At 63.6% G+C, this 24,441-nt stretch carries 23 protein-coding genes; 13 read left to right on the top strand and 10 right to left on the bottom strand.

All coding sequences use genetic code 11. From position 1 onward, the window contains the following. Window positions 1-204: 204 nt before the first annotated feature. The 9 genes from ACR65N_RS16390 (at window position 205) to ACR65N_RS16350 (ending at window position 12,239) form a co-directional block, all read left to right on the top strand. Entirely contained in the window at window positions 205-3,645 is a 3,441-nt protein-coding gene (locus ACR65N_RS16390) for a response regulator (protein WP_440457886.1), read from the top strand. Continuing rightward, the gene (locus ACR65N_RS16385; RefSeq protein ID WP_440457885.1) at window positions 3,642-4,475 is read left to right on the top strand and encodes a CheR family methyltransferase; all 834 of its coding nucleotides are present in this window, start codon (window positions 3,642-3,644) and stop codon (window positions 4,473-4,475) included. The genes ACR65N_RS16390 and ACR65N_RS16385 overlap by 4 nt, the downstream gene beginning before the upstream one ends. Continuing rightward, complete coding sequence (locus tag ACR65N_RS16380) at window positions 4,472-5,041, top strand: chemotaxis protein CheB (RefSeq protein ID WP_440457884.1); 570 nt, start codon at window positions 4,472-4,474, stop codon at window positions 5,039-5,041. The genes ACR65N_RS16385 and ACR65N_RS16380 overlap by 4 nt, the downstream gene beginning before the upstream one ends. Beyond that, window positions 5,038-6,594, top strand: a complete 1,557-nt coding sequence (locus ACR65N_RS16375; protein ID WP_440457883.1) for a response regulator — start codon at window positions 5,038-5,040, stop codon at window positions 6,592-6,594. Before ACR65N_RS16380 ends, ACR65N_RS16375 begins: the two co-directional genes overlap by 4 nt. A 440-nt stretch (window positions 6,595-7,034) precedes the next feature. Then, window positions 7,035-7,523 carry a Csu type fimbrial protein gene (locus ACR65N_RS16370; RefSeq protein ID WP_440457882.1) on the top strand — a complete coding sequence of 163 codons (489 nt, stop codon included), beginning with the start codon at window positions 7,035-7,037 and terminating at the stop codon, window positions 7,521-7,523. 14 nt (window positions 7,524-7,537) lie between these two features. After that, on the top strand, window positions 7,538-8,260 hold the full coding sequence (locus tag ACR65N_RS16365; protein ID WP_430306377.1) for a fimbrial biogenesis chaperone: 723 nt from the start codon (window positions 7,538-7,540) through the stop codon (window positions 8,258-8,260). A gap of 34 nt (window positions 8,261-8,294) precedes the next feature. Beyond that, window positions 8,295-10,682 carry a fimbria/pilus outer membrane usher protein gene (locus ACR65N_RS16360; RefSeq protein WP_440457881.1) on the top strand — a complete coding sequence of 796 codons (2,388 nt, stop codon included), beginning with the start codon at window positions 8,295-8,297 and terminating at the stop codon, window positions 10,680-10,682. Then, entirely contained in the window at window positions 10,664-11,632 is a 969-nt protein-coding gene (locus tag ACR65N_RS16355) for a Csu type fimbrial protein (protein ID WP_440457880.1), read from the top strand. Before ACR65N_RS16360 ends, ACR65N_RS16355 begins: the two co-directional genes overlap by 19 nt. A 55-nt stretch (window positions 11,633-11,687) precedes the next feature. After that, the gene (locus ACR65N_RS16350; protein ID WP_440457879.1) at window positions 11,688-12,239 is read left to right on the top strand and encodes a metallophosphoesterase family protein; all 552 of its coding nucleotides are present in this window, start codon (window positions 11,688-11,690) and stop codon (window positions 12,237-12,239) included. An 18-nt stretch (window positions 12,240-12,257) separates the two neighbouring features. Here the strand turns inward: ACR65N_RS16350 and ACR65N_RS16345 are convergent, their stop codons facing one another. From ACR65N_RS16345 to ACR65N_RS16305, 9 genes are all read right to left on the bottom strand, one after another. Then, a complete protein-coding gene (locus tag ACR65N_RS16345) occupies window positions 12,258-13,190 on the bottom strand; it encodes an NAD(P)/FAD-dependent oxidoreductase (protein WP_440457878.1) in 933 nt (310 codons plus the stop codon). Between the two features lie 80 nt (window positions 13,191-13,270). Continuing rightward, complete coding sequence (locus ACR65N_RS16340; RefSeq protein WP_440457877.1) at window positions 13,271-14,017, bottom strand: phosphatase PAP2 family protein; 747 nt, start codon at window positions 14,015-14,017, stop codon at window positions 13,271-13,273. 42 nt (window positions 14,018-14,059) lie between these two features. Beyond that, complete coding sequence (locus ACR65N_RS16335) at window positions 14,060-14,902, bottom strand: DUF1206 domain-containing protein (RefSeq protein ID WP_440457876.1); 843 nt, start codon at window positions 14,900-14,902, stop codon at window positions 14,060-14,062. Window positions 14,903-14,999: 97 nt separating this feature from the next. Next, complete coding sequence (locus ACR65N_RS16330; RefSeq protein ID WP_440457875.1) at window positions 15,000-16,025, bottom strand: DUF3618 domain-containing protein; 1,026 nt, start codon at window positions 16,023-16,025, stop codon at window positions 15,000-15,002. After that, entirely contained in the window at window positions 16,025-16,441 is a 417-nt protein-coding gene (locus ACR65N_RS16325) for a phage holin family protein (protein WP_430306385.1), read from the bottom strand. The genes ACR65N_RS16330 and ACR65N_RS16325 overlap by 1 nt, the downstream gene beginning before the upstream one ends. Continuing rightward, a complete protein-coding gene (locus ACR65N_RS16320; protein ID WP_440457874.1) occupies window positions 16,434-17,099 on the bottom strand; it encodes a nutrient deprivation-induced protein in 666 nt (221 codons plus the stop codon). Before ACR65N_RS16320 ends, ACR65N_RS16325 begins: the two co-directional genes overlap by 8 nt. Before the next feature lie 134 nt (window positions 17,100-17,233). Beyond that, entirely contained in the window at window positions 17,234-17,638 is a 405-nt protein-coding gene (locus tag ACR65N_RS16315; protein WP_430306387.1) for a DUF2177 family protein, read from the bottom strand. A gap of 29 nt (window positions 17,639-17,667) precedes the next feature. After that, on the bottom strand, window positions 17,668-18,333 hold the full coding sequence (locus ACR65N_RS16310; protein WP_440457873.1) for a ChrR family anti-sigma-E factor: 666 nt from the start codon (window positions 18,331-18,333) through the stop codon (window positions 17,668-17,670). Continuing rightward, window positions 18,330-18,911: a sigma-70 family RNA polymerase sigma factor gene (locus ACR65N_RS16305; protein WP_440457872.1), complete on the bottom strand. Its 582-nt coding sequence runs from the start codon at window positions 18,909-18,911 to the stop codon at window positions 18,330-18,332. Before ACR65N_RS16305 ends, ACR65N_RS16310 begins: the two co-directional genes overlap by 4 nt. Window positions 18,912-19,121: 210 nt before the next feature. Here ACR65N_RS16305 and ACR65N_RS16300 point away from each other — a divergent pair, with 210 nt between their 5' ends. The 3 genes from ACR65N_RS16300 to ACR65N_RS16290 are packed head-to-tail and all read left to right on the top strand — an operon-like array spanning window position 19,122 to window position 22,483. Beyond that, on the top strand, window positions 19,122-20,468 hold the full coding sequence (locus tag ACR65N_RS16300; RefSeq protein WP_440457871.1) for an NAD(P)/FAD-dependent oxidoreductase: 1,347 nt from the start codon (window positions 19,122-19,124) through the stop codon (window positions 20,466-20,468). After that, on the top strand, window positions 20,465-21,244 hold the full coding sequence (locus ACR65N_RS16295) for a DUF1365 domain-containing protein (RefSeq protein WP_440457870.1): 780 nt from the start codon (window positions 20,465-20,467) through the stop codon (window positions 21,242-21,244). Before ACR65N_RS16300 ends, ACR65N_RS16295 begins: the two co-directional genes overlap by 4 nt. Window positions 21,245-21,259: 15 nt before the next feature. Next, window positions 21,260-22,483: a class I SAM-dependent methyltransferase gene (locus tag ACR65N_RS16290; RefSeq protein ID WP_440457869.1), complete on the top strand. Its 1,224-nt coding sequence runs from the start codon at window positions 21,260-21,262 to the stop codon at window positions 22,481-22,483. 42 nt (window positions 22,484-22,525) lie between these two features. On the opposite strand, the gene ACR65N_RS16285 is transcribed toward ACR65N_RS16290, so the two are convergent. Next, window positions 22,526-23,302: an SDR family NAD(P)-dependent oxidoreductase gene (locus ACR65N_RS16285; RefSeq protein ID WP_440457868.1), complete on the bottom strand. Its 777-nt coding sequence runs from the start codon at window positions 23,300-23,302 to the stop codon at window positions 22,526-22,528. A 177-nt stretch (window positions 23,303-23,479) separates the two neighbouring features. Here ACR65N_RS16285 and ACR65N_RS16280 point away from each other — a divergent pair, with 177 nt between their 5' ends. Continuing rightward, window positions 23,480-24,427 carry a nucleoside hydrolase gene (locus ACR65N_RS16280; protein WP_440457867.1) on the top strand — a complete coding sequence of 316 codons (948 nt, stop codon included), beginning with the start codon at window positions 23,480-23,482 and terminating at the stop codon, window positions 24,425-24,427. Window positions 24,428-24,441 lie beyond the last annotated feature (14 nt).

Genomic DNA, 24,441 nt, shown 5'->3' with positions numbered 1-24,441 from the left:
GGCTCGTCAGGCGCTTGAAGCCTGGCTTCACTACCCTAGATTCCACGCGTTGGAAGGGCGCCGGCAACAGCGTATCTACGGCCTGCAAGATGCAGAACCGGGAATGATGTCGAAGGTTCCATCCCCAGTCGCAATACTGAGGCTCAAGTCAACCTGATACCGTCGTCGTCATCCATCCTGCTTCCCTCTTCCATCGGGATCCTTATGAACAAGCGCATAGCACCGGCACCCAGCCGGCGTACAATCGGCCTCGACCCGGCCGTCCTGTTTGGCCTCCTGGGCGCCACGGCATTTTTCCTGCTGAGTGGCGCTATCGCCTATTTCAACCTCGATACGCTGCGCACCAACAATAGCCGCGTCATTCATTCGCACGAGGTGATCGTCGCGCTCGACGGGCTGATCTCGAGCGCCCAGGATGCCGAAACCGGGCAACGGGGGTTCCTGCTGACCAACAGCGAGCGCTACCTCGACCCGTTCGAGGCGGCACGGATGGCGATCCCCAGGCAGCTGGAGAAGATTGCCCAGCTCACCCAGGACAATCCTTCGCAGCAGGAGCGGATCGCCCTGCTGAAGACCCATGTCGAAGGAAAGCTCGCCGAACTCAACGAGACGATCGTGCTTCGGCGCACGCAAGGCGTCGAGGCAGCGCTGGCGGTCGTCAACTCGGATCGCGGCAAGGCGGAGATGGACGCGATCCGCACGCAGCTGAACGCGATGCGCCAGGAAGAAGCCAAGCTGCGCGCCCAGCGGCTGCTCGAAATGGACGGCGCCTACAAGACCGCCTTCGTCAGCAGCGTTCTTGCCGCCTTGCTCGGTGTGTCGCTGACGCTCGCCATAGGCTTCCTGATGCGTCAGGCGACGATCAGCCGTCGGCGCGAGGATTGGCTGCAGTCGGGACAGGTCGGGCTGAGCGCGGCGTTGATGGGCGACCAGCGAACCGAACAGCTGGGTGAGAGCATCCTGCAGTTCCTGTCCCGCTATGCCGGTGCAGTCGCGGGCGCGATCTACGTCAAGGAACTGGACGATTTCAGCCGCGCCGCCGCCTATGGCGTGCCTGACAGCGCTGCCATTCCCGCCCGCTTCGGGCCGAAGGAAGGGCTTCTCGCGCAGGCCGTGGCCGAAGCGCGCACCGTTCTCATCAACGACGTTCCGGACGGCTATCTGACGTTCGGCTCGTCGCTCGGCCGCGACAAGCCGAGGCACCTGGTCATCTCGCCGGGGATCGTCGACGAAGGCGTCAACTCCGTCATCGAACTCGGCTTCCTGCAGCCGGTCGACGAAAGCATCCTCAGCCTGCTCGAGCAGGCGTCTGCGTCGATTGCCACCGCCATCCGCTCGGCAAAGTACCGCAGCGATCTCCAGAACCTTCTGGAGGAGACGCAGCGGCAATCCGAGGAACTGCAGGTGCAGGGCGAAGAACTGCGCGTCTCCAACGAGGAACTGGAGGAGCAGGGTCGTGCCCTGAAGGAATCCCAGGCACGACTGGAGCAGCAGCAGGTCGAGCTGGAACAGACCAACTCGCAGCTGGAAGAGCAGGCGCAACAGCTGGAGGCGCAGCGCGACGATCTGGAGCGCGTCAACTCGTCAGTACAGCTGAAGGCGCGCGAGCTGGAACAGGCAAGCCGCTACAAGTCGGACTTCCTTGCCAACATGTCGCACGAACTGCGCACGCCGCTCAATTCGTCGCTGATCCTGGCAAAGCTTCTTGCCGACAATCCGGACGACAACCTGACGCCGGAACAGGTGAAATACGCGCTGACGATCCAGTCGTCCGGCAACGATCTGCTGAACCTCATCAACGACATTCTCGACCTCTCGAAGATCGAGGCCGGCCATGTCGACATCCGCCCCGAACCGGTTTCGATCGAGCGGATGACGAACGGCCTGCGTCAGCTGTTCGAACCGATCGCGCAGAACAAGTCGCTGTCGTTCGAGGTGACGAGCGCGCCGGACCTGCAGCCGATCATCGAGACCGATCCCCAGCGCCTGGAGCAGGTGTTGAAGAACCTGCTGTCGAACGCCTTCAAGTTTACCGAACGCGGCAAGGTGACCCTGTCGCTTGGCCGGGCCGCGGATGGCCGTATCGCCTTTGCCGTTTCCGACACCGGGATCGGCATCGCCGAAGAACAGCAGCGCAAGATCTTCGAGGCCTTCCATCAGGCCGACGGCACGATCAGCCGCCGCTATGGCGGCACCGGTCTCGGCCTGTCGATCTCGCGGGAACTGGTCCGGCTGCTTGGCGGCTCGATCGGGGTCGAAAGCCGGCACGGCCAGGGAAGCACGTTCACCGTCATCCTTCCCGAGGCCTATGATCCGTCGAAGGTCGAATCCCGCGACATCCTCAGCGCAAGTGCCCCGACCGTTGCTGCAGCAGCACCGGCCGCGGAAGACAAGCAGCCGCGTCGCGCCGATCGTCACCGCATCGTCGAGGACGATCGCGCGGCCGCCTCGGACGACAAGCGAATCCTGCTGGTGGTGGAGGACGATGATACCTTCGCCGCGATCCTGCGCGACGTGGCGCGGGAAATGGGTTTCCGCACGCTGGTGGCAGGAACCGCCCAGGAGGCACTGGAACTCGCCCAGCAGTTCATGCCGAGCGCGCTGGTGCTCGACGTCGGTCTTCCAGACCAGTCCGGCCTGTCGGTTCTCGACCGGCTGAAGCGCGACGTGCGCACGCGGCACATCCCGATCCACATCGTCTCGGCCGACGACTACACCGAAACGGCACTGTCGCTCGGCGCTGTGGGCTACATGCTGAAGCCGGTGCAGCGCGAGCAACTCGTCGAGGTGCTGCAGCGGCTCGAGGCAAAGCTGATGCAGGGAGTCCACCGCGTCCTTATCGTCGAGGACAACGAGGTGCAGCGCGAAGCGGTGGCCAAGCTTCTGACCTCGCACGACGTCCAGACCGTCAGCGCCGGAACCGCCGCCGAGTGCCTGACGCTTCTGAAGGAGCAGACGTTCGACTGCATGGTGCTCGACCTGTCGCTTCCGGACGCCTCGGGATACTCGCTGCTCGAGACGATCAGCCAGGACAACAGCCATTCCTTCCCGCCGGTGATCGTCTATACCGGACGGGTACTATCCGCCGATGAGGAGCAGCGGCTGCGCCGCTATTCCAAGTCGATCATCATCAAGGGCGCCAAGTCGCCCGAGCGGCTTCTCGACGAAGTGACCCTGTTCCTCCACCAGGTGGTTTCCGAACTGCCGGCCGAACAGCAGAAGATGATCCGCAAGGCGCGCAACCGGGATGCTCTGCTCGAGGGCCGCAAGATCCTCATCGTCGAGGACGATGTGCGAAACGTCTACGCTCTCACCAACATCCTCGAGCCGCGCGGCGCGATCATCGAGATCGCCCGCAACGGCCAGGAGGCGCTCGACAAGCTTGCCAAGTCGCAGGGCGAGCCGGATGCGGCCATCGATCTGGTGCTGATGGACGTGATGATGCCGGTGATGGACGGCCTGACCGCTACGCGTGAGATCCGCAAGAAGCCCGAGTGGCGCAAACTGCCGATCATCACGCTGACGGCGAAGGCGATGCCCGACGACCAAAGACGCTGTATCGAAGCCGGTGCCAACGACTACATGGCCAAGCCTCTCGACGTCGAAAAGTTGCTTTCTCTGGTTCGAGTCTGGATGCCGCGGTGACCGAAACATTCGAAAAGATCGAGGACATCGAGATCCGGCTTCTGCTCGAGGCTCTGTATGTCCGTTACCACTACGACTTCCGCAACTATGCGATGGCGTCGGTGAAACGCCGTCTTCGGCAGGCACGCGAGCACCTGGGCTTCCCGACCATCTCGGCGCTCCAGGAACGGGTGCTGCACGACGAGACCATGCTGCCGCGCCTGCTCGGCTACCTGACCGTGCAGGTGAGCGAGATGTTCCGGGATCCCAGCTATTTTCGCGCCATCCGCGAGACGGTCGTGCCACATCTGAAGACCTATCCGTCGCTGAAGATCTGGATTGCCGGCTGCAGCGGCGGCGAAGAGCTCTACTCGTTCGTCATCCTGTTCCGCGAGGAAGGGCTGGAAGAACGGACCATCTTCTATGCGACCGACATCAATCAGGATGCCCTGCGCACCGCCGAGGCCGGCGTCTACGGTCTCGACCGGCTGCAGCTGTTCACCGAGAACCACCGGAAGTCGGGCGGCAAGTCCTCGCTGTCCGACTATTACTCGACGGGGTATGACCGGGCGACGTTCGACCGTTCGCTGAGGGAACGGGTGGTATTTTCCGACCACAGCCTGGTGACGGACGCCGTCTTCGGCGAGATGCATCTCGTCTCGTGCCGCAATGTGATGATCTACTTCGATCGGCCCCTGCAGGATCGTGCCATCGGCCTGTTCAAGGACTCCCTGTCCCGGAAGGGGTTCCTCGGCCTCGGCGCCAAGGAGAGCCTGCGGTTTTCCGACCATGCCGGCGCATTCAACGAGTTCGTCCGCGAGGAGAAGATCTATCAGAGGATCGGCAAATGACGGGTCCGCGCACGAGCGCCATCGTCATCGGCGCGTCCGCCGGCGCCCTGGACGCGCTGTCGGTCATCCTGCCGCGGCTTCCCGCCGACTTTCCGCATCCGCTGATGATCGTCGTGCATGTGCCGCCGGACAAGCGAAGCGTGCTCGCCGACCTGTTCGGCAAGAAAAGCCGGATCAGCGCCGTCGAAGCGGAAGACAAAGAGCCGATCAAGCCGGGAACGGCCTATTTTGCACCCCCGGACTATCATCTTCTGGTCGAGGCGGATATGACACTGGCACTGACGAACGAGGAGCCTGTCCTCTTCTCTCGCCCCTCTATCGACGTGTTGTTCGAGAGCGCGGCAGACATATTCGGGACGGCGCTTACGGCGATCATCCTGACCGGAGCCAACCAGGATGGCTCGCAAGGTTCGAAAGCAGTCGCCGCGGCTGGCGGCAATGTCATTGTTCAGGATCCGGAGGAGGCGTTCGCGTCAGCCATGCCGGAGGCAGCCATCAAAGCGTGTCCGGGCGCCAGAGTCATGTCGCTCGATGCGATCGCTGACCATCTACGGAGCATCGTATGATCATGAGCCCAGTCACGTTTCTATTGGTCGACGACCTTGAGGAAAATCTGCTGTCGCTCGAGGCGCTGCTGCGCCGCGACGATCTGAAGCTGCTGAAAGCCCGCTCCGGCGATCAGGCTTTGGAACTGCTGCTCGAGCACGACGTGGCGCTGGCGCTCATCGACGTGCAGATGCCGGGCCTCAACGGCTTCGAACTCGCCGAGCTGCTGCGCGGCAACGAGCGGACACGCCGGGTACCGATCATTTTCGTCACCGCCGGTAGCACCGACAGCAAGCGGCGGTTCCAGGGGTACGAAGCGGGTGCCGTCGACTTCATCCAGAAGCCGATCGAGGCGGATATCCTGCGCAGCAAAGCTGACGTGTTCTTCGAACTCTACCGCCAGCGACAGCAGATTGCCGCACAGCGCGACGAACTGCAGCTGCAGGCCGAAGCCTTGAAGGACGCCGATCGTCGCAAGGACGAATTCCTGGCAACCCTCGCCCACGAGCTTCGCAACCCGCTGGCCCCTCTGCGCAACGGTCTCGACATCCTGCGCCGCAGCCCCGACGGCGAAAACGCTTCCGACATCCGCGAGATGATGGACCGCCAACTCGTGCATCTCGTGCGGCTGATCGATGACCTGCTCGACGTGTCGCGCGTCAGTCAGGGCAAGATCGAGCTGCGCAAGGAGCCGATCATGCTGGCCGATGTCATCCGGTCGGCGGTCGAAGCCAGCCGCCCGTCCATCGATTCGGCGGGGCATTCCCTCACCGTCGACGTCGCCGACGACCAGCTCTATGTCGACGGCGATCAGGTGCGCCTGTCACAGGCGATCTCCAATCTCCTGAACAATGCTGCAAAGTACACGCCGCCAAAGGGCAGGATAAACCTCGCCGTCAACCTACAGGGCGAGACAGCCGTCATTGCGGTTTCAGACAACGGCTTCGGGATCCCGCCCGACATGCAGTCGAAGGTCTTCCACCTGTTTACGCAGATCGACGATCACCTGCAGAAGGCACAGGGAGGGCTCGGCATCGGCCTTGCGCTGGTGAAGCAGCTGATCGAGCTTCACGGCGGCACCGTCACGGCCTACAGCGCCGGCCAGGGTCGAGGCAGCACGTTCACCATTCGGCTGCCGGTCATCGCCTCGCCGCGACTGGCAGAGACAGCCGAAACGGCAACACCGACAGGTTTATTGAGACACAGCCTCAGAGTACTCGTCGTCGAGGACAATCCGATCATCGCCGACACGCTCGGCATGCTGCTTGAAGATATCGGGCACCAGTTCGAGGCTGTGCATGACGGCCGCCAGGCGCTCGACGCCGCCCGGCATTATCGACCGGATGTGATCCTTTTGGATATCGGGCTCCCCGGCATGGACGGCTACGAGGTTTGCCGGGCGCTGCGCAACGACCCGGAGTTCGAGAAAACCACCATCATCGCGCAGACCGGATGGGGCCAGAGCCGCGACAAGGATCTGGCGTCGGAAGCCGGCTTCGACTTCCATCTCACCAAGCCGGTTCCGCTCGAGCATCTTCAAAAAGTCCTGGCGACAGTCACGTCGCAGGGCTGATCCAGCCCGTCCCGCATCGACAGCGGCGCTCGCCATCCTGCAACCGGAAGCGGTCGGCTCGTTTGCTCAGACGGCGCGGGCGCGCAGCGTCGTGGAGTCGGTTTCGGATGATGAAGGCCGGTACGCTTCAGGTTGCCGATCGTTGCCGTCAACTGACGACAATCCGCGGAGCCGTACAACGTGCCCGCGAGCCTTCATAAGCTCTCCGAGCCCGGCGCTTCTCCTTTTTCATCCGCCTCTGTGCTCAAAAGGCCGTGTTTTGCGAGGGTCGGATGCAAAAACCTGCCCGGCTACAACCCCCGCCTTGTAAATTCCCTTCATTGATGATTAAGGTCTAATATGAGATAGTCCGAATATACGAGCCACTGGTTGTGTCTGGTTGCGCATCTTGCGTCGCCCCGGTCTCGGAGTTCGGTTGCGTTAACAAGGAAGGATCGGGAATGCTCTTATTGAAAGGCCCTGTTGCGGTCGCCGGTATCGTCGTCGCCCTGACGCCTGCACCCAGCTTCTCGCAGACCTCGACTGCCAACTTCAACGTGCAGATCACCATTCAGGCCGAGTGCCAGATCAACTCTGCGACCAACCTGAACTTCGGCACGAGCGGCGTCATCGACACCAACATCGATGCTGCCAGCGCGATCGCCGTCCAGTGCACGCAGGGCGTCCCCTACGCCATCAGCCTGAACGGCGGATCGACGCCGGGCGGCACCGTCGCGGCCCGTCTGATGGCGGGTCCCGGTGGCGCGACGATCGGCTACTCGCTGTTTACCAATGCCGAGCGGACCGCCGTATGGGACGAGACCAATACCGTGCCGGGCACCGGCACCGGCGCTGAACAGGTCTATCCCGTCTATGGACGCGTCGTGCCGCAGGCGACACCCGCCGCAGGCGTCTATCAGGATACGGTCACGGCAACTCTCACCTATTGATCAGGAGGCTGAACATGCGGATCACTCTGCTGATGGCGACCCTGATTGCGGGCTTGCAATTGTCTCCTGCCACCGCGGCATCGTTGCGAATCGCACCTGTCCTGGTCGATCTCAGCGCACCGACTTCCGCGACGACGCTACGGATCTGGAACGATGCGCAGAGTCCGGCGAATGTCCAGGTGCGTATCTTCCAGTGGAGCCAGAATGGCGGCAAGGACGTTTTCACGCCCGCCACGGACGTCGTCGTCAGCCCGCCGATCACCAAGCTGGAAAGCGGCGGCGAAAACATGATCCGCATCGTTCGGACGTCGAAGACGCCGGTTCGCGGCGAAGAAAGCTACCGGGTGGTCATCGACGAATTGCCGCAGGCCGCCAACCGGCAACCGGCTGGAACGGTCAACCTCGTCGTGCGCCACTCGATCCCGGTGTTCTTCTCTTCCGGTTCCAACACGGGTGCCGAGCCGGCCTGGTCGGTCCGCCGCACGAAGGGCGGATATGAGGTCAATCTCGCAAACAGCGGCGGCAAGCGCATCCGGATCGCCAATCTCGCACTTCTGGATGCCGGCGGCACGGCCGTGGCGAAACAGCAAGGGCTGGTCGGGTACGTCCTCGGCCGCTCGAACGCAACATGGTTCATTCCGGCTTCAGGTGGCAAGGCTGGCGGCAACTCTCTGACCATATCGGCCGAGAGCGACATTGGAAGCATCAGTGCCAGGGCGAGTGTCAGGGGCGGCTGACGCCTTCGGACTGACGATACTGGCTCTTGCAGTCATGACATCGAGCTTTGAGAGCGCGGCGCAGGGTTTGCCACCTCCGTCGGTGGCGAATGCTTTGCCCATCGGCGGCCCTGTCGAACTGCAGCTCGAAGTCTATGTCAACGACGTCTCTTCCCAGCTCGTCGCGACCGTGCGTCAGGATCTCGAAGGCAACCTGTTCATCGAGCCCAGCCAATTGAAGAATGTCGGCATTCTCCCCGCCAAGAGCGCGGTGGAGAAGGATGGCTGGGTAGCGATCTCTCGTCTGCCGAACGTCGCCTGGGAGTATGACGAGGACAACCAGATCCTGCGTTTCTCTGCAGTCGAAGCCGCGCGTGCGGCGAAGGTGATCGACGTGGCTCCAACCCCTTCCACGGCGCTGGCCGAGGCAGGAGACGGCGAGGATACGCACGCGGGATCAGGGACCGGCGCCCTGGTCAACTACACCCTCTATGCCTCCACCGGCGGCAACGGCTGGTCGGACCTTGCCGAGTTCCAGGGGCTCTCGGCCCTGACGGAGGCCCGTGCGTTCAGCGGGCTCGGTGTCCTGTCCTCCTCGCAGATCTTCGCGACGAGCCTCGACAACTCCTTCGACATGACGCGGCTGGACACCACCTGGTCCTATTCCGACGAAGCCCGGATGATGACCTATAATGGCGGCGACATCATCACCGGCGGCCTTGCCTGGACGCGGCCGGTCCGTATGGGCGGACTTCAGGTGCAGCGGAATTTCGCGCTGCGGCCGGATTCCGTCACCATGCCCATGCCGATCTTTGCCGGGTCGGCCGCCGTTCCCTCGACCGTTGACGTCTATGTCGACAATACGCGCCGTCTGTCCGAACAGGTGCCCGCCGGGCCCTTCGCCATCACCAACATGCCGGTCGTCACCGGCCACGGAACGGCGCGGATCGTCGTGCGCGACAGCCTCGGACGCGAGACGATATCCGAACGGCCATTCTTCGCGTCCGCCGATCTGCTTGCCGACGGTCTCTTCGATTTCTCGGCCGAGATCGGCTATGCCCGCCGGTCCTTCGGTATCGACAGCTTCAACTATGACGAGGCGCTGGTCGGATCCGCGACCGCCCGCTACGGCGTAACCGACCGCCTGACCCTGGAAGGCCATGCGGAGGCCGGGCAAGACTTCTACACTGTCGGCATCGGCGGGGTCTTCAACGTCGCGGACTATGCGCTCGCCTCGCTTTCCGGTGCCACCAGCCGCTTCGCCGGAGAGACCGGCTTCCAGGTTGCCGGCAGCCTTGAGACCGAAATCCTCGGCGCCAAGGTTTTTGCCCGCACCCAGCGGACCTTCGGCGAGTTCAACGATATCGCCTCGGTCACCGCGGAGCGTTCGGACGCGCGCATTCCCGGCGACGACCAAGGCGTCCGCCCTCCAAAGGCCCTCGACCAGATCTCCGTCTCAACGCCTCCGCTGTTCGGCGAGACGACGCTCAACCTGTCCTTCACCCAGATCGAGAGCTTCGACGACACGCGCTCGCGGATCCTTGGCGTCACGGCCAACCGACCGATCGGCGATAGCGCCAATCTGTTCGTCACCGCCTACAAGGATCTCGGGGAGGAGAACAACTACGGAATATTCGCCGGACTTTCCTGGTCGTTCGGCAGCAACCTGTCGGCCTCGGTCGGAGCATCGCTCGACGACAAACACTACGCGATCACCACCGACATCAGCAGATCCGAAGGCCAGGAGATCGGAAGCTACGGCTGGCGGCTGCGCGGATCGATGGGCAAGGACGCGATTGCCGCCGCAAGCGCCAGCTACCGGGCTCCGGCGGCGCGGCTCGAAGGCGGCGTCGAGACGATCAACGACAACACGCGCGCCTATGGTCAGGTTGAGGGTTCGATCGTCGTGGCCGGTGGTGACGTGTTTCTCGGCGAGCGCGTCGATGACGCTTTCGGCATCGTCGATGCCGGCGCACCGGATGTGTCCGTGATGATCGAGAACCGTCCGATCGGCCAGACGAACCGGCGCGGCAAGATCCTCCTGCCGAACCTGCGCTCCTATGACAAGAACAGGATCTCGATCGACCCCACCAACCTGCCGCTCGACGCCAAGATCGATACGACGAAGCGCATCGTTCGACCGAAGGATCGGGCCGGCGCGATCGTAGACTTCCAGGTCGAGACCGGGCTGCAGGCGGCGCTGATCACGCTCCGGAGCGAGAGCGGCGAGTACATCGCCGTCGGCGCGGCAGGCACGACGCCTTCCGGCACTGAAATCCTCGTCGGCTATGACGGCCAGATCTTCCTCAACGACGTGCAGACTGCTCAGACGATCGACTTCGTCCTGCCGGGAGGCGGCGCCTGCCGCGCAACGATCGCGGCGATCGCTGTCGCCAGCAACAGCATGGGAACAGGAGAGGCCTTATGCAGCGCCACCCGCTAAGAAAGATCGTCCGTTCTCTGCTGCTGGGCGTGCTCCTTTCCCTGTCGCCGGGACTTGCGCAGGCGGCGTTCAGCTTCACGGTCAGCGACCTCAATTTCGGTAGCGTCAATCTGCTCGGGGCAAGCACCTACGACAGCACGGCGACCGTCAGCATCTCCTGCACCAATACCGATCTGCTGTCGCTCACCTACCGGATCTGCCTCAACCTCAATGCCGGCGGGGTGCCGGCCACAGGCTCGACCCGCAATCTCGCCAATGGGAGCAGCCGGATCACCTACCAGCTCTTTCAGGACGCCAACCGGACGGTACCGTGGGGATCGAATACGTCGACGGGCTTCGGCAATCCACCTCAGGTCAATTTGCTGGTTCTGCCGGGAGCGACGCTGAACGCGACGCGAACGATCTATGGCCGCATCCTGGGCCCGCAGGCGACGGCACCCGGCGGCCTGTACACCTCGCTGTTCTCAGGTGCCGGCGGGGCCAACTTCACCTATGCGCCTCTCGCGCTGGCAACCGCATGCAGCAATATCAACCAGAACCCGACACGCCCGCAGTTCACCGTACGCGCCAATGTCGACCGCACCTGCAACGTCAACGCCCTGCCGATGAATTTCGGTACGCACGGCGTGATCGATAGCGTGGTGGATGCGACAAGTTCGCTATCGGTGACCTGCTCCACCGGGCTGCCATACACGATCGCGCTCAACAATGGGGAAACGGGAACAGCGCCCGATCAGCGGCGAATGACTCGAGGAAACCAGGCGGTCATCTATGGGCTTTACCAGAATGCGGCGCGGTCGCGTGTCTGGGGGCCGGCAGCCGATCAGGGGGTGGGATCCGTCGGCACGGGCGCCGGTCAGACTTTCCCCATATACGGCCGCATTTTGCCGCAGACGACGCCATCGCAGGGCGTCTACAACGACACGGTCGTGGTGACCGTCACCTATTGAACCTCAAGGCAGATCGACGGTTTCTTCGCGCGCGACGGCCGCTATATGGTGGAGAATGCCAACCACCTACTTCACCAGCGATACGCATTTCGACGACCCCCGCGTCCTGAGGATAGATCGGCGGCCGTTCGCTGATCTCGACCTCCACGACGAGACGCTGATCCGCAACTGGAACGAACGCGTCAAGGAAGACGACGAGGTCTTCCACCTGGGCGATGTGATGTCGACCCGCCGCAGCAGTCCTGAAACGCTGCTTGCCCGGTTGAACGGCCGCAAGCACCTCATCGTCGGCAACAACGATCCACAAATGGTGCAGGATTGGCCCGGCTGGGCCAGCGTCCGCTCCTACCTCGAGATGGAGCTGGACGGCCACTTCCTCATTCTCTGTCACTATCCATTTCGCACCTGGAACCGGATGGGCAAGGGCTCCGTCAATCTGCATGGTCATTCGCATGGCCGGCTGAAGCCGATGCCGCGTCAGTTCGACGTGGGGGTCGACCCGCAGGCGCTCTATCCGGTGACGCTGGCCGAAATCCTTGCTTCGCGAACGCGCGGCAGGAAGGCCACGGCTCCCGTACGACCCGATCCGGGCCCTGGCTCTGCGTAAGGCACAGTGACCTGAGCTTCAGCCATTTCCACCGCTGACGCGCATCAGCGGCCGATGTGCCGCCAGATCGTTGCGGATGGCCGTCGCCGCCACGGCGCCCTGGCCCATGGCATTGACGATCTGGTCGAGCCCGGCCACCACATCGCCGGCGGCATAGAATCCGCCGATTGTCGTACGCTGGTGTCGATCGACAATCGGACAGCCGTCCTTCGACATCCGGGCGCCGAGCGACGTCGCAAGTCGGCCGCACACTTCGGTGCCGAGCCCGACATAGAGCGAGGCAAACGTCAACGACGTCTCCGGCAGGTCGAGGCGGATCTCGTCGCCATCGATGGCCATGGCGTGCGGTACCGGCTCCAGGCAGACGACCCCCGCCGCGGTCAGGCGCGCCCGGTCGTCGCCGCTCAGCCGATGGCCGCCCACCGGCGGCACAAGCGTCACGCGATCGGTGAAGCCGCGGATAAAGGTGGCCTCGTTGACTCCGTGCGTCCCGGTGCCCAGTACCGCGACGGACTTGTCGGTAACTTCGAAGCCGTCGCAGATCGGACAGTAGCGCAGCAGGCCGCGGAATAGTGCCTCGTCATGCATTGCCTCATCCATCGTCGGGCGGTGGTTGATGACACCCGTCGCCAGAAGCACGGTGCGGGCGACCTCCTCCACGGCGCCGCCGACCGCGACGAAACGGTCGCCATCGCTGCGCAGTTCCTGCACTTCGATCTGCCGCCGCGCCACTCGGAAACCATCCACCTGGGTGCGCATCCGGGCCAGTAGATCCTTGCCGGAGATGCCATCCGGAAATGCCGGCTGATTGTGGCTGATCGGAATGAGGTCGGCGCGGCTATTCCCCGCATCCAGCAGCAGCACCGACATGTGGAAGCGTGCCAGATACAGGGCTGCCGTCAGCCCGGCCGGACCGCCGCCAATGATGATGCAATCGTACAGGTGACGCATGTTTCTCCGAGCGTTGTTACGGGCGCGGTACTTGCGGCAGTCGCCAAAGTTCCACAGGTGGCTGAGGGCGTAGCGACCGGTCAGTCACGCGGGTCGGGATCTGAACCTGCGACCGATGCCTCCGGCTCCGGCCGAGCGGAAATGTAGCGCCGGGCGAGCATCCAGCACGCCAGGGCCCACGTGGCGCCGGCGCACCAGCCACCCAGGACGTCCGTCGGATAGTGGACGCCGAGAAAGACCCGGCTCAAGCCGACGAGCAAGGTGAGGAAGACTGCGGCGCCGATCATGAAAAGCCGGGTGCTGCGTGTAGACTGGGCCCTCGACAGGAGCGCACCGAGGGTCAGATAGGTGACCGCAGACAGCATCGCATGCCCGCTTGGAAAGCTCAGATCGCTGACGTCTACCAGATGCGGCACGATATCCGGACGCGGGCGGGCGATGAGGATCTTCAAGAGGCTGCTGGCGATCCAGCCACCAAGGACGGAGCCTGCCGTGAACACGGCGATCTCGAAGCGTCGCGAGAGAACGAGATAGCCGACGGTGATGATGGTCATGATCGACAGCACCGTGACGCCGCCGAGTGCGGTGATATCGCGGACCGCGTGGTTGAGCCAGGCCGGGCCGATCGTTTGCGACGGATCACCGGCCTGGCGCAGCGCCAAAAGCATGAGCTCGTCCAGGGCGAAAGCTTCGCCCTCCAGCACTTCGCTCGTCAGCTTGGCAAACAGGAACAGACCACCGGCAAGCAGCGCAAAGAACAGCAGGCTCGCCTGCTCCATGCTGACGACCCTCTGCGCGGCACGCCCGACAAGCCTGCGATAGTTCATCGATCGTCCTTCTTACTCGTGCGTCATGCAGCCGGCCAAGCGCTAGATCGGCATCGCCTGTCTGGCCTGTTGCAGGCTCGGCGGCTGTACCCGGCGGTAGCGCGCCTCAATGAAACCGTAGAGGCCGAAGGACAGGAGACCAAGCCCCAGCAGGATATAAAGCGCGGCGCCAAACGGCAACTGCCTGACCCAGGTCAGCGCATCGGCGGTGCTGCCTGCCTGATCGGGATCAACGGCGAAGGCCGCATAGAGAAAGAAGCTGGCGACGATGAGAAACACGACGCCCTTGGCCACAAGCCCGAAGACGCAGGCGAGATCCAGCGCCGGATGCAGGTGCGCGTCGAGCGACAGAAACCGCCGATAGCGCCGGCCGATGCCCTTGAAGATCAACGCCAGGCCGGCGCCGAGGATGCACAGGCCGACAATACCGACCAGATAGGGACCGAAAGGCTGCCGCATCAGCCAGGCAGTCCAGCTCCGCGAGCCGTCGCCGGAACCACCGCCGCCCATCTGCAGCGCGTGGCTTACGGCGTAGAATGCGAGACCGCTGTAGGTGATGGCGCTGACCAGCATTCCAGCCCGGGCGACATAGCCCTTGGCGTTCTCAGGATGATTGTCGGCATTGGCGATTGCCTGCATGAGGCGCCACAGGACGAAACCGATGAGCGCCACGGCAACGAGACCAAGCCAGATGCGACCGAAGGGCTGATCCAGCAGCAGTTGCAGCGCCGACTTGGAATCTGGACTACCGCCGCCGACACTGCCGAGCAGCACAAGGCCCGCCACCATCACATAGACGAGCCCGCGCGCCGCGTAACCTGCACGCGCCAGCCACTCCAGTCTCTCCGTCGCCGATCTCTCCGCCGCCTGTCTTGTCATTGCCATCTTGAGCCTCGCCGCATTTCCGTTATCGTCGTATCAGACAGAGAAAGGCCCGCCGGAGGCGGACCTTTCCTGCTGCGTCACATTCTTCGCGCAGGCGTCAATGCGCGCGCGGCGTGGTGGTGCCGTCGGCCTGGCGATACTGCTGGGCTTCCTCTGCAATCCGCTCGCGTGCGACGTCGTGCACTTCGGATGCAACGGCTGCGACCTTGTGCGAGACATCGGTCACAACATCTTCGGCCTTGTCCATGGCCGCGGAAGCACGGCTTGCGACCTCGCCCTTCACCTGGTCGGCCATCTCGCCGAGCATCTCGTCTTCCTGCTCGGTCCGCGGCAGTGCAGCGCCGATGGCAGCACCGATGGCGAAGGCAAGCGCGCCGCCGACCAGCGGCTGGTCCTGGAACTGACGCAGGATGACTTCATTCATCCGCATCGTCTGCTCCTTCACCGTATCGCCCATGTGTGCCGAGCTCTTGCCGGCAGAGCGACCCGCTTCCTTAACGTTGCGGCCCATCTTGCTGGCCTGATGACCGATCTTCTGCCAGGTGCTGGAGATCCAGCCAGAGGCATCGTCGAACAGCTTGCCCGTCTCGTCGCGGATATCGTTGATCTGGCGGCCGGCAGAGTCGGCAAAGCCGCGATAGGTCTTGCCGCTTTGATCGACGAAGTGGCCGGCGCGGCGGCCGGTTTCGTCGGTGATCGCCTTGAACCGGCTACCGGCAGAATCCGTGAAGTGGCTGTAGCGGCCGGTGGTGTCGTGCTCGACTGGGCCGAGACGACGGACCGGGCCGGAGACGGTGGCCAGCGGGTAATCCACATCGTCGTCCTCGACATCCGGATAGCGCGTCGCGGACGTGGTGGAACCGGAATTCTGGCTTGCCATCATCCACGCCAGGCTGACGCCCATAAGCGCTACCGGCATCGGGTTGGTCTTTACCGCTCCGCCAAGATTGGCAAAGAAATCGGCTGCGCCGCTGCCCTTCGCATAGGAAAGCGCCTCGTCGATGAGCTGGCCCGGCGACATGCGGCTCTGGATCTCGTCCAGCTTCGCACCAATCCGCTGACGGTCCTGCTCGATTTCGCGCTCGATCTGCTCTGGGCTGGAATTATCGTTGGTGTAAGCCATCACGTTCTCTCCTTGAGGACCTGCGCATCGCGCCGAAGCGAGGTGGTGGTGCGGTCGAAATTGAGGTTGTTGTCCTTGATGGCAGCCAGACCCCGGGAAATCATGCCCCAGGCGATCAGCGCGACCACGACGCCAACAACGACAGCCGACAGTGCTTCGGCGTTATGCTCGGCGAAGCCGCGGGCGATGAGGAAGGCCGACAGGCCGCTCACCAGGGCGGCCAGAAGCACACCGACGGCGCCGATCGCGAAGATCAGTCCGGCCAGAAGCGCCTCGACGCCGACGATGGCACGCGACATCTTTTCGGATGCCTCGGCCTTGGCGAGGCTGATCTCCTTGCGGAAAAGGCCGGAGATATCGCCGACCAGGCCCGTCACCAGTTCGGAAAGCGGGCGGTTGTCAGTTCCGTTAGCCATTGATGCCTCCCTGATTGGGCGTGGTGCCAGCCGTGGAGGCGGCAGTGCGGGTGCCGGACGCGGATGCGGTGCCGGTTGCACGGGGGGTGGTGGATGATGTGCCGAGGTCAGAGCCTGGGGTGCCGGTCGTGCGCGGCTTCATCGACGACTGGCGGCTGGCGGAGGCCCCGATGAAGCGGCTGGCGGCGAGGCCGGCGATTGCAGCCATGCCCAGGAAGGCAAGCGGCTGGCGGCGACCGAAATCTTCGGCCATGCCGGCGATCTCGCTCATGTTGCGGCCCTTGATGTCCTCGGCAAAGCGCTCGACCGTCTCGCCCATCTGGCGGGTCATGCGGCCGACATCCGGCTGTTCCTGGTTTTCGAGTTCGTCGCCGGCCTTCTTGATGGCAGCAGCGATGCCGGCCATCTTCTCGGCGGCAAAACCCTTCTGCTCCTCGGCCATTTCACCGGCGCGGGCAGACACGTTCGAAAACTCTTCCTGCGCCATGTTGCGCACCGAGGCCAGGTCTTCCTTGGCCTTCTGGCGCAGGTCGCCGTCGGCATGCGCGCCGGCGTTCGAGGATCCCTGGCCGTCCGACCGGCCGGGCTGGTCTGTAATGGATGCGTAGGTGGAGCCGGCCTGTGGACCGTCACCCCTGTTCATGTCTCTGTCCGTCATGGAACTCTCCCTTTGGTGGCGGGTGATCGGCTTTGCGAAGAGTTCGCTGCGATCAGGGAGAGAACACAATCCCGCCGGCTTTGTTCCGACGGCCCGGCAACCGGGCGCGCAACGCGCTGGGAGACGGTGTCGCGCTAGCCGACGAGCTTCTGGGTCACCAACAAGCCAATCGCGGCGGCGGTTCCTGTGAGCAGCGTGCCCCAGGCGAGATCGACGAGGCTCATCGGCAGGGGCCAGGACTTCAGCGTCGCCAGATTGGTGATGTCATAGGTCCCGTAGGCGACGAGGCCAAGCAGCGCGCCGGCAAACAACGCCTGGCTCCAGCTGCCGCCGGCGATATATGGGTGCACGGCGAAGTAGACGATGCCGGCCACGTAGACGAGGTAGAAGGCACCCGCAGCGACGAAATTCGGGCGTTCACGCATCATCTCGCCGAGCTGACTGCGATAGAAGCCGGTAGCCACCGTTCCCAGCCACAGAAAATCGAGCCCGAAGAAAACGGCAGCCGTCGACAGGTAGGCAACCACATAGACCAACATCGTTATCTCCGCGTGTATCGGGGGTGCTATCAGATCTTCAGGATCGGCTGGATCAGCCGGACGATCCAGCTGCTGAATTTGAGCGGCGCCTCGGTTACCGCAAGGCAGATGCAATCCTCGCCTTCGGTTGCCGTCGGCGTGTGCAGGAGATCGCCGTCGGCATCCTCCACGTCGCCGCGGGCAAAGACCTCTTCGCCATCCCGGAAGCTGCCGGACAGCACCAGAGTCAGCTCACGGCCCTCGTGTGTATGCTCAGGAACCGGGCGGCCGGCAGGTATCCGCAGGAGACGAACCTGGCTCGACCGATCGCCGGTATCGATGCGGATGTGGTAGGCGCCGCGACCGAGCGCGCGCCATTTGAGGTCGCCGACATCGCCACCCACATACGACCTCAGCGGCTCCGGAATCACACTCGGCACTGCCAACGGGGCGGACTTCGTGAGCGCTGTCGGCTCTTCGGCAGGCTCGCAGACGATGCGCGCCTTCATCCGTTCCCATTCCGATGCCGTCACCTGCGGGCCCTCGACGACCTTGTCGAGGAGCGCACCGGCCGCTCCTTCCATCGCCTGCAACTGTCGCCGGCATGCCGGACACAGCGCAAGATGGGTGGCTACCACCAGGCTCCAGCCTTCCGAGAGATTGCCCGAGGCGTAGTCGAGCAAGAGCATTTCGTCGATGTGATGGTTGACCTTCACCGCCGGCCCTCCAGCGTCGTGCGCAGCTTTTCGAAGGCCAGCCGAATGCGGGATTTCACCGTTCCGAGCGGGATGCCCAGGTCCTCGGCGATGGTGGAATGCGACACATCGTCGAAGAATGCCCGGCGCAGCACGTCCATCTGCTCTGCGGGAAGCGTCAACATTGCCTGCCGCAACAGCTCCGCATCCTGGCGACCTTCGAGCTCGACGTCGGCGGGCGGCACATCGTCCTTGACGAAGACCGGATCGGTCTCGTCGAACATCGGACGCTTGCGGCGCAAGGCGTCGATCCGCTGATTGCGGGCGATCGTGAAGATCCAGGCGGACACGTTGCCGCGGCCGGGATCGAACTGCACGGCCTTGTTCCAGACCGCGGTCATGGTTTCCTGCATCAACTCATCCGCAAGCTGCACGTCGCGCGTCTTCATTGCCATGAAGGAGCGCACCCGTGGCCCGTAATAGCGAAACAGTCTCTCGAAGGCTTCGACGTCCCGACTTTCGCCAACTGCGGCAAGGAGGCGGGAGAGGTCGGCCGGTGCGAGATCCTGATCCGATGTTTGCCTGTCGCTACGTTTCATCCTGCGGCCATGCTGAATACGATCGATCGGCGGAAATACCGCCCTCGCTTCGTTGTGGCACGCCCTTGCCAGGATGGAAACCGTCAAGCTCATGCAGGCCGTTACGGCGAAGCCTCGAAGGCGGATCATCCAGAAAAGCGGAATTTCTGCAAATCCGTTTGCGTTTCTGCTGCGTAACGACAAAACCCGAACAAACAACGGAAATGGGCAATGGTTTCAGGTCAGTCGGAAAATCGTCGTATCGCCGTTGTTGGCTCGGGCATCAGCGGACTTTCGGCCGCCTGGCTTTCCGCATCAGCACATCGGGTGGTCCTGTACGAAGCCGCAACACGGCTTGGCGGGCATGCGAATACCGCAAGCGTTCCCACCCCGACGGGCGACCTGGAGGTCGATACCGGCTTCATCGTCTTCAACGACAAGAACTATCCGAACTTGGTTGCGCTGTTTGACCATCTGGGCGTTGCGACAGAAGCCTCCGAAATGTCGTTCGCGGCATCGATCGACGATGGCGCCTTCGAATATTCCGGCACCGGACTGAAGGGCCTGATCGGCCAGCGTAGCAATGCCGCCCGCCCGCGCTTCTGGCGCATGCTGTCGGATGTCCTGCGATTTTACCGGGCGGCCGAGACGCTGATGCAGAAGGCCGATCTCGACACCATGACGCTCGGCGAATATCTGGACAGGGAGCGCTACTCGAAAGCCTTCATCGACGATCACCTGCTGCCGATGGGCGCCGCCATCTGGTCGATGACGACGTCGGACATGCGCTCTTATCCGCTCGGCGCCTTCGTCCGCTTCTTCGTTCATCACGGTCTGATCCTGCTTTCCGGCAGGCCGCGCTGGCGGACGGTGTCCGGTGGCAGCCGCCAATACGTTCAAAAGCTTGCCGACGCCTTTACCGGCGATATCCGCCTCGGCTGCGGGGTTGCAAAGATCTCGCGCCAGGCCACCGGCAAGGTTCTGGTGACCGACATCCACGGCCAGCAGGATCTGTTCGACGACATCATCATCGCCTCGCACGCCGACGAGGCTTTGCGGCTGCTCGAGGATGCCGATCCGATGGAACGCGAACTGCTGGGCGCCTTCCGCTACACCGACAACGTCGCCATCCTACATTCCGACGAACGGCTGATGCCGAAGCGTAAGAGCGTGTGGTCGAGCTGGAACTACATCGGCGGCAAGCGTCAGGACGAAGAGACCCCGCTCTGCGTCACCTACTGGATGAACCGCCTGCAGAACCTTCCGCAGCAGCACCCGCTGTTCGTCACGCTCAACCCCTGCCGGGAGATTGCCGAAGACCGGATCATCGGCACCTACCACTACACGCATCCGCTTTTCGATACCGCGGCGATGGCCGCACAAAAACAGATCTGGGAGCTGCAGGGCCGCCGCAACACCTGGTTCTGCGGCGCGCATTTCGGCAGCGGCTTCCACGAGGATGGGCTGCAGGCGGGGCTCGCCGTCGCCGAAGCGCTGACCGGCACGCGCCGGCCGTGGAACGTCGCGGACGAATCCGGCCGGATCTACGCGCAACCGCTGCTGGCTGCAGCCGAATGAGCGGCACCTCCGCCCTCTATGCCGGCACAGTCGTGCATGCGCGCCAACGCCCGAAGCGGCACAGCCTGCGCTACCGCGTCTTTTCGATGCTCATCGATCTCGACGACGTCGAAAACCTCGACCGCTCGCTGAAGCTGTTCGGCTATAATCGCCGCGGCGTGTTCAGCTTCTGGGACAAGGATCACGGATCCGGCGAGACCGGCGCGCTTCGCACATGGGTCGAGGACCATCTGCGCCAGGCAGGGATCGACAGGACCGACACCCGGATCCGCATCCTCTGCTATCCGCGGATGTTCGGCTACGTCTTCAATCCTCTAACGATCTACTTCTGCGAGGATCCCGATGGCAGGCTGCTGGCCCTGCTCTACGAGGTCTGCAACACCTTCAAGGAACGCCACACCTACATCATTCCGGCCGCGGGAGCATCCGACGGCGCGGTCCGTCATTCCTGTGCCAAGGCCATGTATGTTTCGCCCTTCGTGCCGATGGATTGCACCTATGATTTCGACATCACTCCGCCTGGCGAACGCGTCCGGATCGACATCCATGAGCGGGATGCGGATGGGCCGCTGCTGTTTGCGGGCTTCGCCGGCAGGCGCAAGCCGCTCGACGATCGTGGGCTCCTGAAGATGCTCGTGACCTACCCGCTGATGACGTTGAAGGTCGTTGCCGGCATCCACTGGGAGGCCTTCCGGCTGTGGCGAAAGGGCGTCCCCATCCATCGCCATCGGCCGGCAGCCAAGCCGATCGCCAGCTCCGTCGAAACTGCTGTCTGAGCAAGGAAGCACCGCATGACGCATGCAGACCACGGAAATCCGCTCCTCATCGAACAGGATGCGCCCCTTTGGGAGCGGATGATCTGCCGGATGCTGGCGCGCACCCGGCATGGACGACTGACGGTGATCTTCCCGAGCGGCCGCGAGCATCACTTCGGCAGCGGTGCGACCGGTCCGGCCGCCACCGTCCGCTTCAACCGGCCCCGCGTGCTGCGGCGTATCGTTACCGGCGGAAGCCTTGGCTTTGCCCGCTCCTACATGGACGGCGACTGGTCCAGCCCTGACCTCGGCAAGGTTCTCGACCTTGCAATCACCAACGAAGCGGACTGGTCAAGGCTTGCAAAGCCGATGGCGCTGATCGCCAGCATCGCGCGCCTGAGACATCGGCTGCGCAGAAATTCGAAGGCCGGCAGCCGCCGCAACATTGCTTTCCACTACGATCTCGGCAACGAGTTCTACCGGCACTGGCTCGACCGTTCGATGACCTATTCCTCCGGCATCTACCCGGCAGCGGACTCAAGCCTCGAAGACGCGCAGCGGGAGAAATACGGCCGCATCATCCGCGAGCTCGGCATCGGCCCGGACGATCACGTGCTGGAGATCGGCTGCGGCTGGGGCGGCTTCATGGAGCAGGCCATCCGCGAGACCGGATGCAGGGTGACCGGCCTGACGCTTTCCAAGGAGCAGGCTTCCTTCGCGACGCGGAGGCTTGCCGAAGCCGGGCTTTCCGATCGGTCCGATATCCGCCTCGAGGACTACCGCGATTGCCGCGGACGGTTCACCAAGATCGTCTCGATCGAAATGTTCGAAGCGGTCGGCGAAGAGCACTGGCCGATCTATTTCGACCGTGTGCGAGACCTGCTGGTGCCGGGCGGCCAGGCGATGATCCAGGTGATCACCATCGACGAGGGCCGCTTCCAGCACTACCGCCGGCACGCAGACTTCATCCAGACCTACATCTTTCCCGGCGGCATGCTGCCGACCGTCAGCGGCTTCGGCGAGATCGCCGAGAAGGCGCATCTGAAGGTGCGCGACTGCCTGCGGTTCGGGCTGGATTACGAGCGCACGCTGCTCGCCTGGGACCGCGCCTTTCAGGCGAAGTGGGGAAAGATCGCGCCGCTTGGTTTCGACGAACGCTTCTTCCGTACTTGGCACTACTACCTGCATTACTGCGCGGCAGGCTTTCGCAACGGCCGCATCGACGTGGCGCAGTTCAGGCTGCAGAGCCCCGCAGCCTGACCGCCACGTGGAGCGCCAGGCGGCCTGTCAGCGGGCGGAGCGTCAGCGACGGACCATCCGGCGGGTGATCATGAAGCGCAGGCTTCGCGGAAGGGCGCGCAGGGTCTTGATCGACAGCGCCATCTTCCACGGAAAGATGATCTCGAAGCGGTTGCTCTTCAGGCCCTTGATGATCGCGTCGGCTGCCTCGTCGACGGAAATCAGGAAGGGCATCGGGAAATCGTTCTTCTGCGTCAGCGGCGTGTCGACGAAGCCCGGATTGATGATCCGCAACCGGACGTCCTCGCGCTCGAGTTCCGGATAAAGCGCCTCGCAGAGAGTGTTGAGTGCCGCCTTGGAGGCGCCGTAGAAGCCCCCACCCGGCAGGCCGACGTAACCTGCGACCGACGCGACGACGGCGATCTCGCCATGGCGACGCGTTACCATGTCGGGGATGACCGCTTCCAACGTATGGCCCGTGCCGATCACGTTGAGCATGAAGGTGTCGGCCAGAGCGCCGCTGTCAAACTGCGTGACGCTGTCGCGCTTGTAGCTGCCGGCGGAAAACAGCGCCAGATCGATCGGCCCCAGGCTGTTGCGGATCGCCGCACCGGTTGCGACGGCTGCGGCGCGATCTGTGACGTCGAGCGGGAAGGGAAAGATGCGACCCGGCAGTTCGGCCTGCAGCTGCGCCAGCTTTTCAGCGTTTCTGGCACTGACCGCGACGCGCCAGCCTTCGTCGGCGAGACGGATCGCGACGGCTCTGCCGATTCCGGAACTGGCGCCGGTAATCCAGGCGACTTCGCCCTCGCCGGAGAGGGATGCGGGTGTGTCGGTCATCGTAGCCTCCGTTTTTACAGATCACTACGCATGGGATGCGTTTCGGTTCTTTCAGAAGCGCCGAGAACCGCAGGGAGCATGGGTCAAAGCGTCGGCTTCCTGCTTGCCGCTCGCTGTTCTGCATGGCAAAGCCATGTTGTATCGCATCGCCTTGCCACGACAGGAGGACCGACATCCATGACCCAGAAGATCATCATCGACACGGATCCCGGCCAGGACGATGCGCTGGCGATTCTGCTGGCGCTGGCAAGCCCCGAGGTCGAGGTGCTCGGCATCGTCGCGGCCGCCGGCAACGTTCCGCTGTCGCTGACATCGACGAACATCCGCAAGATCTGCGAGCTCGCCGGACGCCCGGATGTGCGGGTCTTTTCAGGCTGCGAAGGACCGATGGAAGGCAGCCTGTTTACGGCCGAATACGTCCACGGCGCAACCGGCATGGACGGCGCCGACCTGCCGGAGCCGACGATGCCGCTGCAAGCGCAGCACGGCGTCGACTTCATCATCGAGACGGTGATGGCCAATGCGCCGGGGACCGTGACCATCTGCACGCTCGGGCCGATGACCAGTCTCGGGACCGCCCTTGCCCGCGAGCCGGCGATCGCCGCACGGATCAAGCAGATCGTGTCGATGGGCGGCGGCCTCTTCGAAGGCGGCAACGTGACGCCGGCGGCGGAATTCAACATCTATGTCGACCCGCGGGCAGCCGAGATCGTGCTGGGCTGTGGCGCGCCGATCGTCCTCATGCCGCTCGATGTCACCCACAAGACGCTGACAACTTCCGCGCGGGTTGCCGCCGTAAAGGCGCTCGGCACGAGGCTTTCAGATGCCGTCGTCGGCTGGCTGGAATTCTTCGAGAGGTTCGACGAGGCAAAGTACGGCACCGATGGCGGTCCGCTGCACGATCCGAACGTCATCGCCTACCTGATCAAGCCGGAACTCTATGCGGGCCGGCTTTGCAACGTCGAAATCGAGACGAAGTCGGAGCTCACCAAGGGCATGACCGTCGCCGACTGGTGGGGCGTCACCCAGCGACCGAAGAACGCGACGTTCATGCGCGACGTCGATGCCGACGGCTTCTATGCGCTGCTGACCGAACGGCTGCAGCGTCTGCCGCACACCGCGTGACGCCTGGATGAGGT

This window comes from Rhizobium sp. SAFR-030, assembly GCF_059415005.1.
Note: the sequence above shows the minus strand (reverse complement) of the source record. Positions and strands in the feature narration are given on the sequence as shown.

Coding starts and splice junctions, on each gene's coding strand:
- ACR65N_RS16375 (WP_440457883.1), top strand. CDS start 5,038: ATGATCATGAGCCCAGTCACGTTTCTATTGGTCGACGACCTTGAGGAA.
- ACR65N_RS16360 (WP_440457881.1), top strand. CDS start 8,295: ATGACATCGAGCTTTGAGAGCGCGGCGCAGGGTTTGCCACCTCCGTCG.
- ACR65N_RS16355 (WP_440457880.1), top strand. CDS start 10,664: ATGCAGCGCCACCCGCTAAGAAAGATCGTCCGTTCTCTGCTGCTGGGC.
- ACR65N_RS16285 (WP_440457868.1), bottom strand. CDS start 23,302: ATGACCGACACACCCGCATCCCTCTCCGGCGAGGGCGAAGTCGCCTGG.
- ACR65N_RS16315 (WP_430306387.1), bottom strand. CDS start 17,638: ATGTTGGTCTATGTGGTTGCCTACCTGTCGACGGCTGCCGTTTTCTTC.
- ACR65N_RS16300 (WP_440457871.1), top strand. CDS start 19,122: ATGGTTTCAGGTCAGTCGGAAAATCGTCGTATCGCCGTTGTTGGCTCG.
- ACR65N_RS16330 (WP_440457875.1), bottom strand. CDS start 16,025: ATGGCTTACACCAACGATAATTCCAGCCCAGAGCAGATCGAGCGCGAA.
- ACR65N_RS16290 (WP_440457869.1), top strand. CDS start 21,260: ATGACGCATGCAGACCACGGAAATCCGCTCCTCATCGAACAGGATGCG.
- ACR65N_RS16335 (WP_440457876.1), bottom strand. CDS start 14,902: ATGGCAATGACAAGACAGGCGGCGGAGAGATCGGCGACGGAGAGACTG.
- ACR65N_RS16305 (WP_440457872.1), bottom strand. CDS start 18,911: ATGAAACGTAGCGACAGGCAAACATCGGATCAGGATCTCGCACCGGCC.
- ACR65N_RS16320 (WP_440457874.1), bottom strand. CDS start 17,099: ATGACGGACAGAGACATGAACAGGGGTGACGGTCCACAGGCCGGCTCC.
- ACR65N_RS16390 (WP_440457886.1), top strand. CDS start 205: ATGAACAAGCGCATAGCACCGGCACCCAGCCGGCGTACAATCGGCCTC.
- ACR65N_RS16340 (WP_440457877.1), bottom strand. CDS start 14,017: ATGAACTATCGCAGGCTTGTCGGGCGTGCCGCGCAGAGGGTCGTCAGC.
- ACR65N_RS16295 (WP_440457870.1), top strand. CDS start 20,465: ATGAGCGGCACCTCCGCCCTCTATGCCGGCACAGTCGTGCATGCGCGC.
- ACR65N_RS16350 (WP_440457879.1), top strand. CDS start 11,688: ATGCCAACCACCTACTTCACCAGCGATACGCATTTCGACGACCCCCGC.
- ACR65N_RS16380 (WP_440457884.1), top strand. CDS start 4,472: ATGACGGGTCCGCGCACGAGCGCCATCGTCATCGGCGCGTCCGCCGGC.
- ACR65N_RS16280 (WP_440457867.1), top strand. CDS start 23,480: ATGACCCAGAAGATCATCATCGACACGGATCCCGGCCAGGACGATGCG.
- ACR65N_RS16365 (WP_430306377.1), top strand. CDS start 7,538: ATGCGGATCACTCTGCTGATGGCGACCCTGATTGCGGGCTTGCAATTG.
- ACR65N_RS16325 (WP_430306385.1), bottom strand. CDS start 16,441: ATGGCTAACGGAACTGACAACCGCCCGCTTTCCGAACTGGTGACGGGC.
- ACR65N_RS16345 (WP_440457878.1), bottom strand. CDS start 13,190: ATGCGTCACCTGTACGATTGCATCATCATTGGCGGCGGTCCGGCCGGG.
- ACR65N_RS16370 (WP_440457882.1), top strand. CDS start 7,035: ATGCTCTTATTGAAAGGCCCTGTTGCGGTCGCCGGTATCGTCGTCGCC.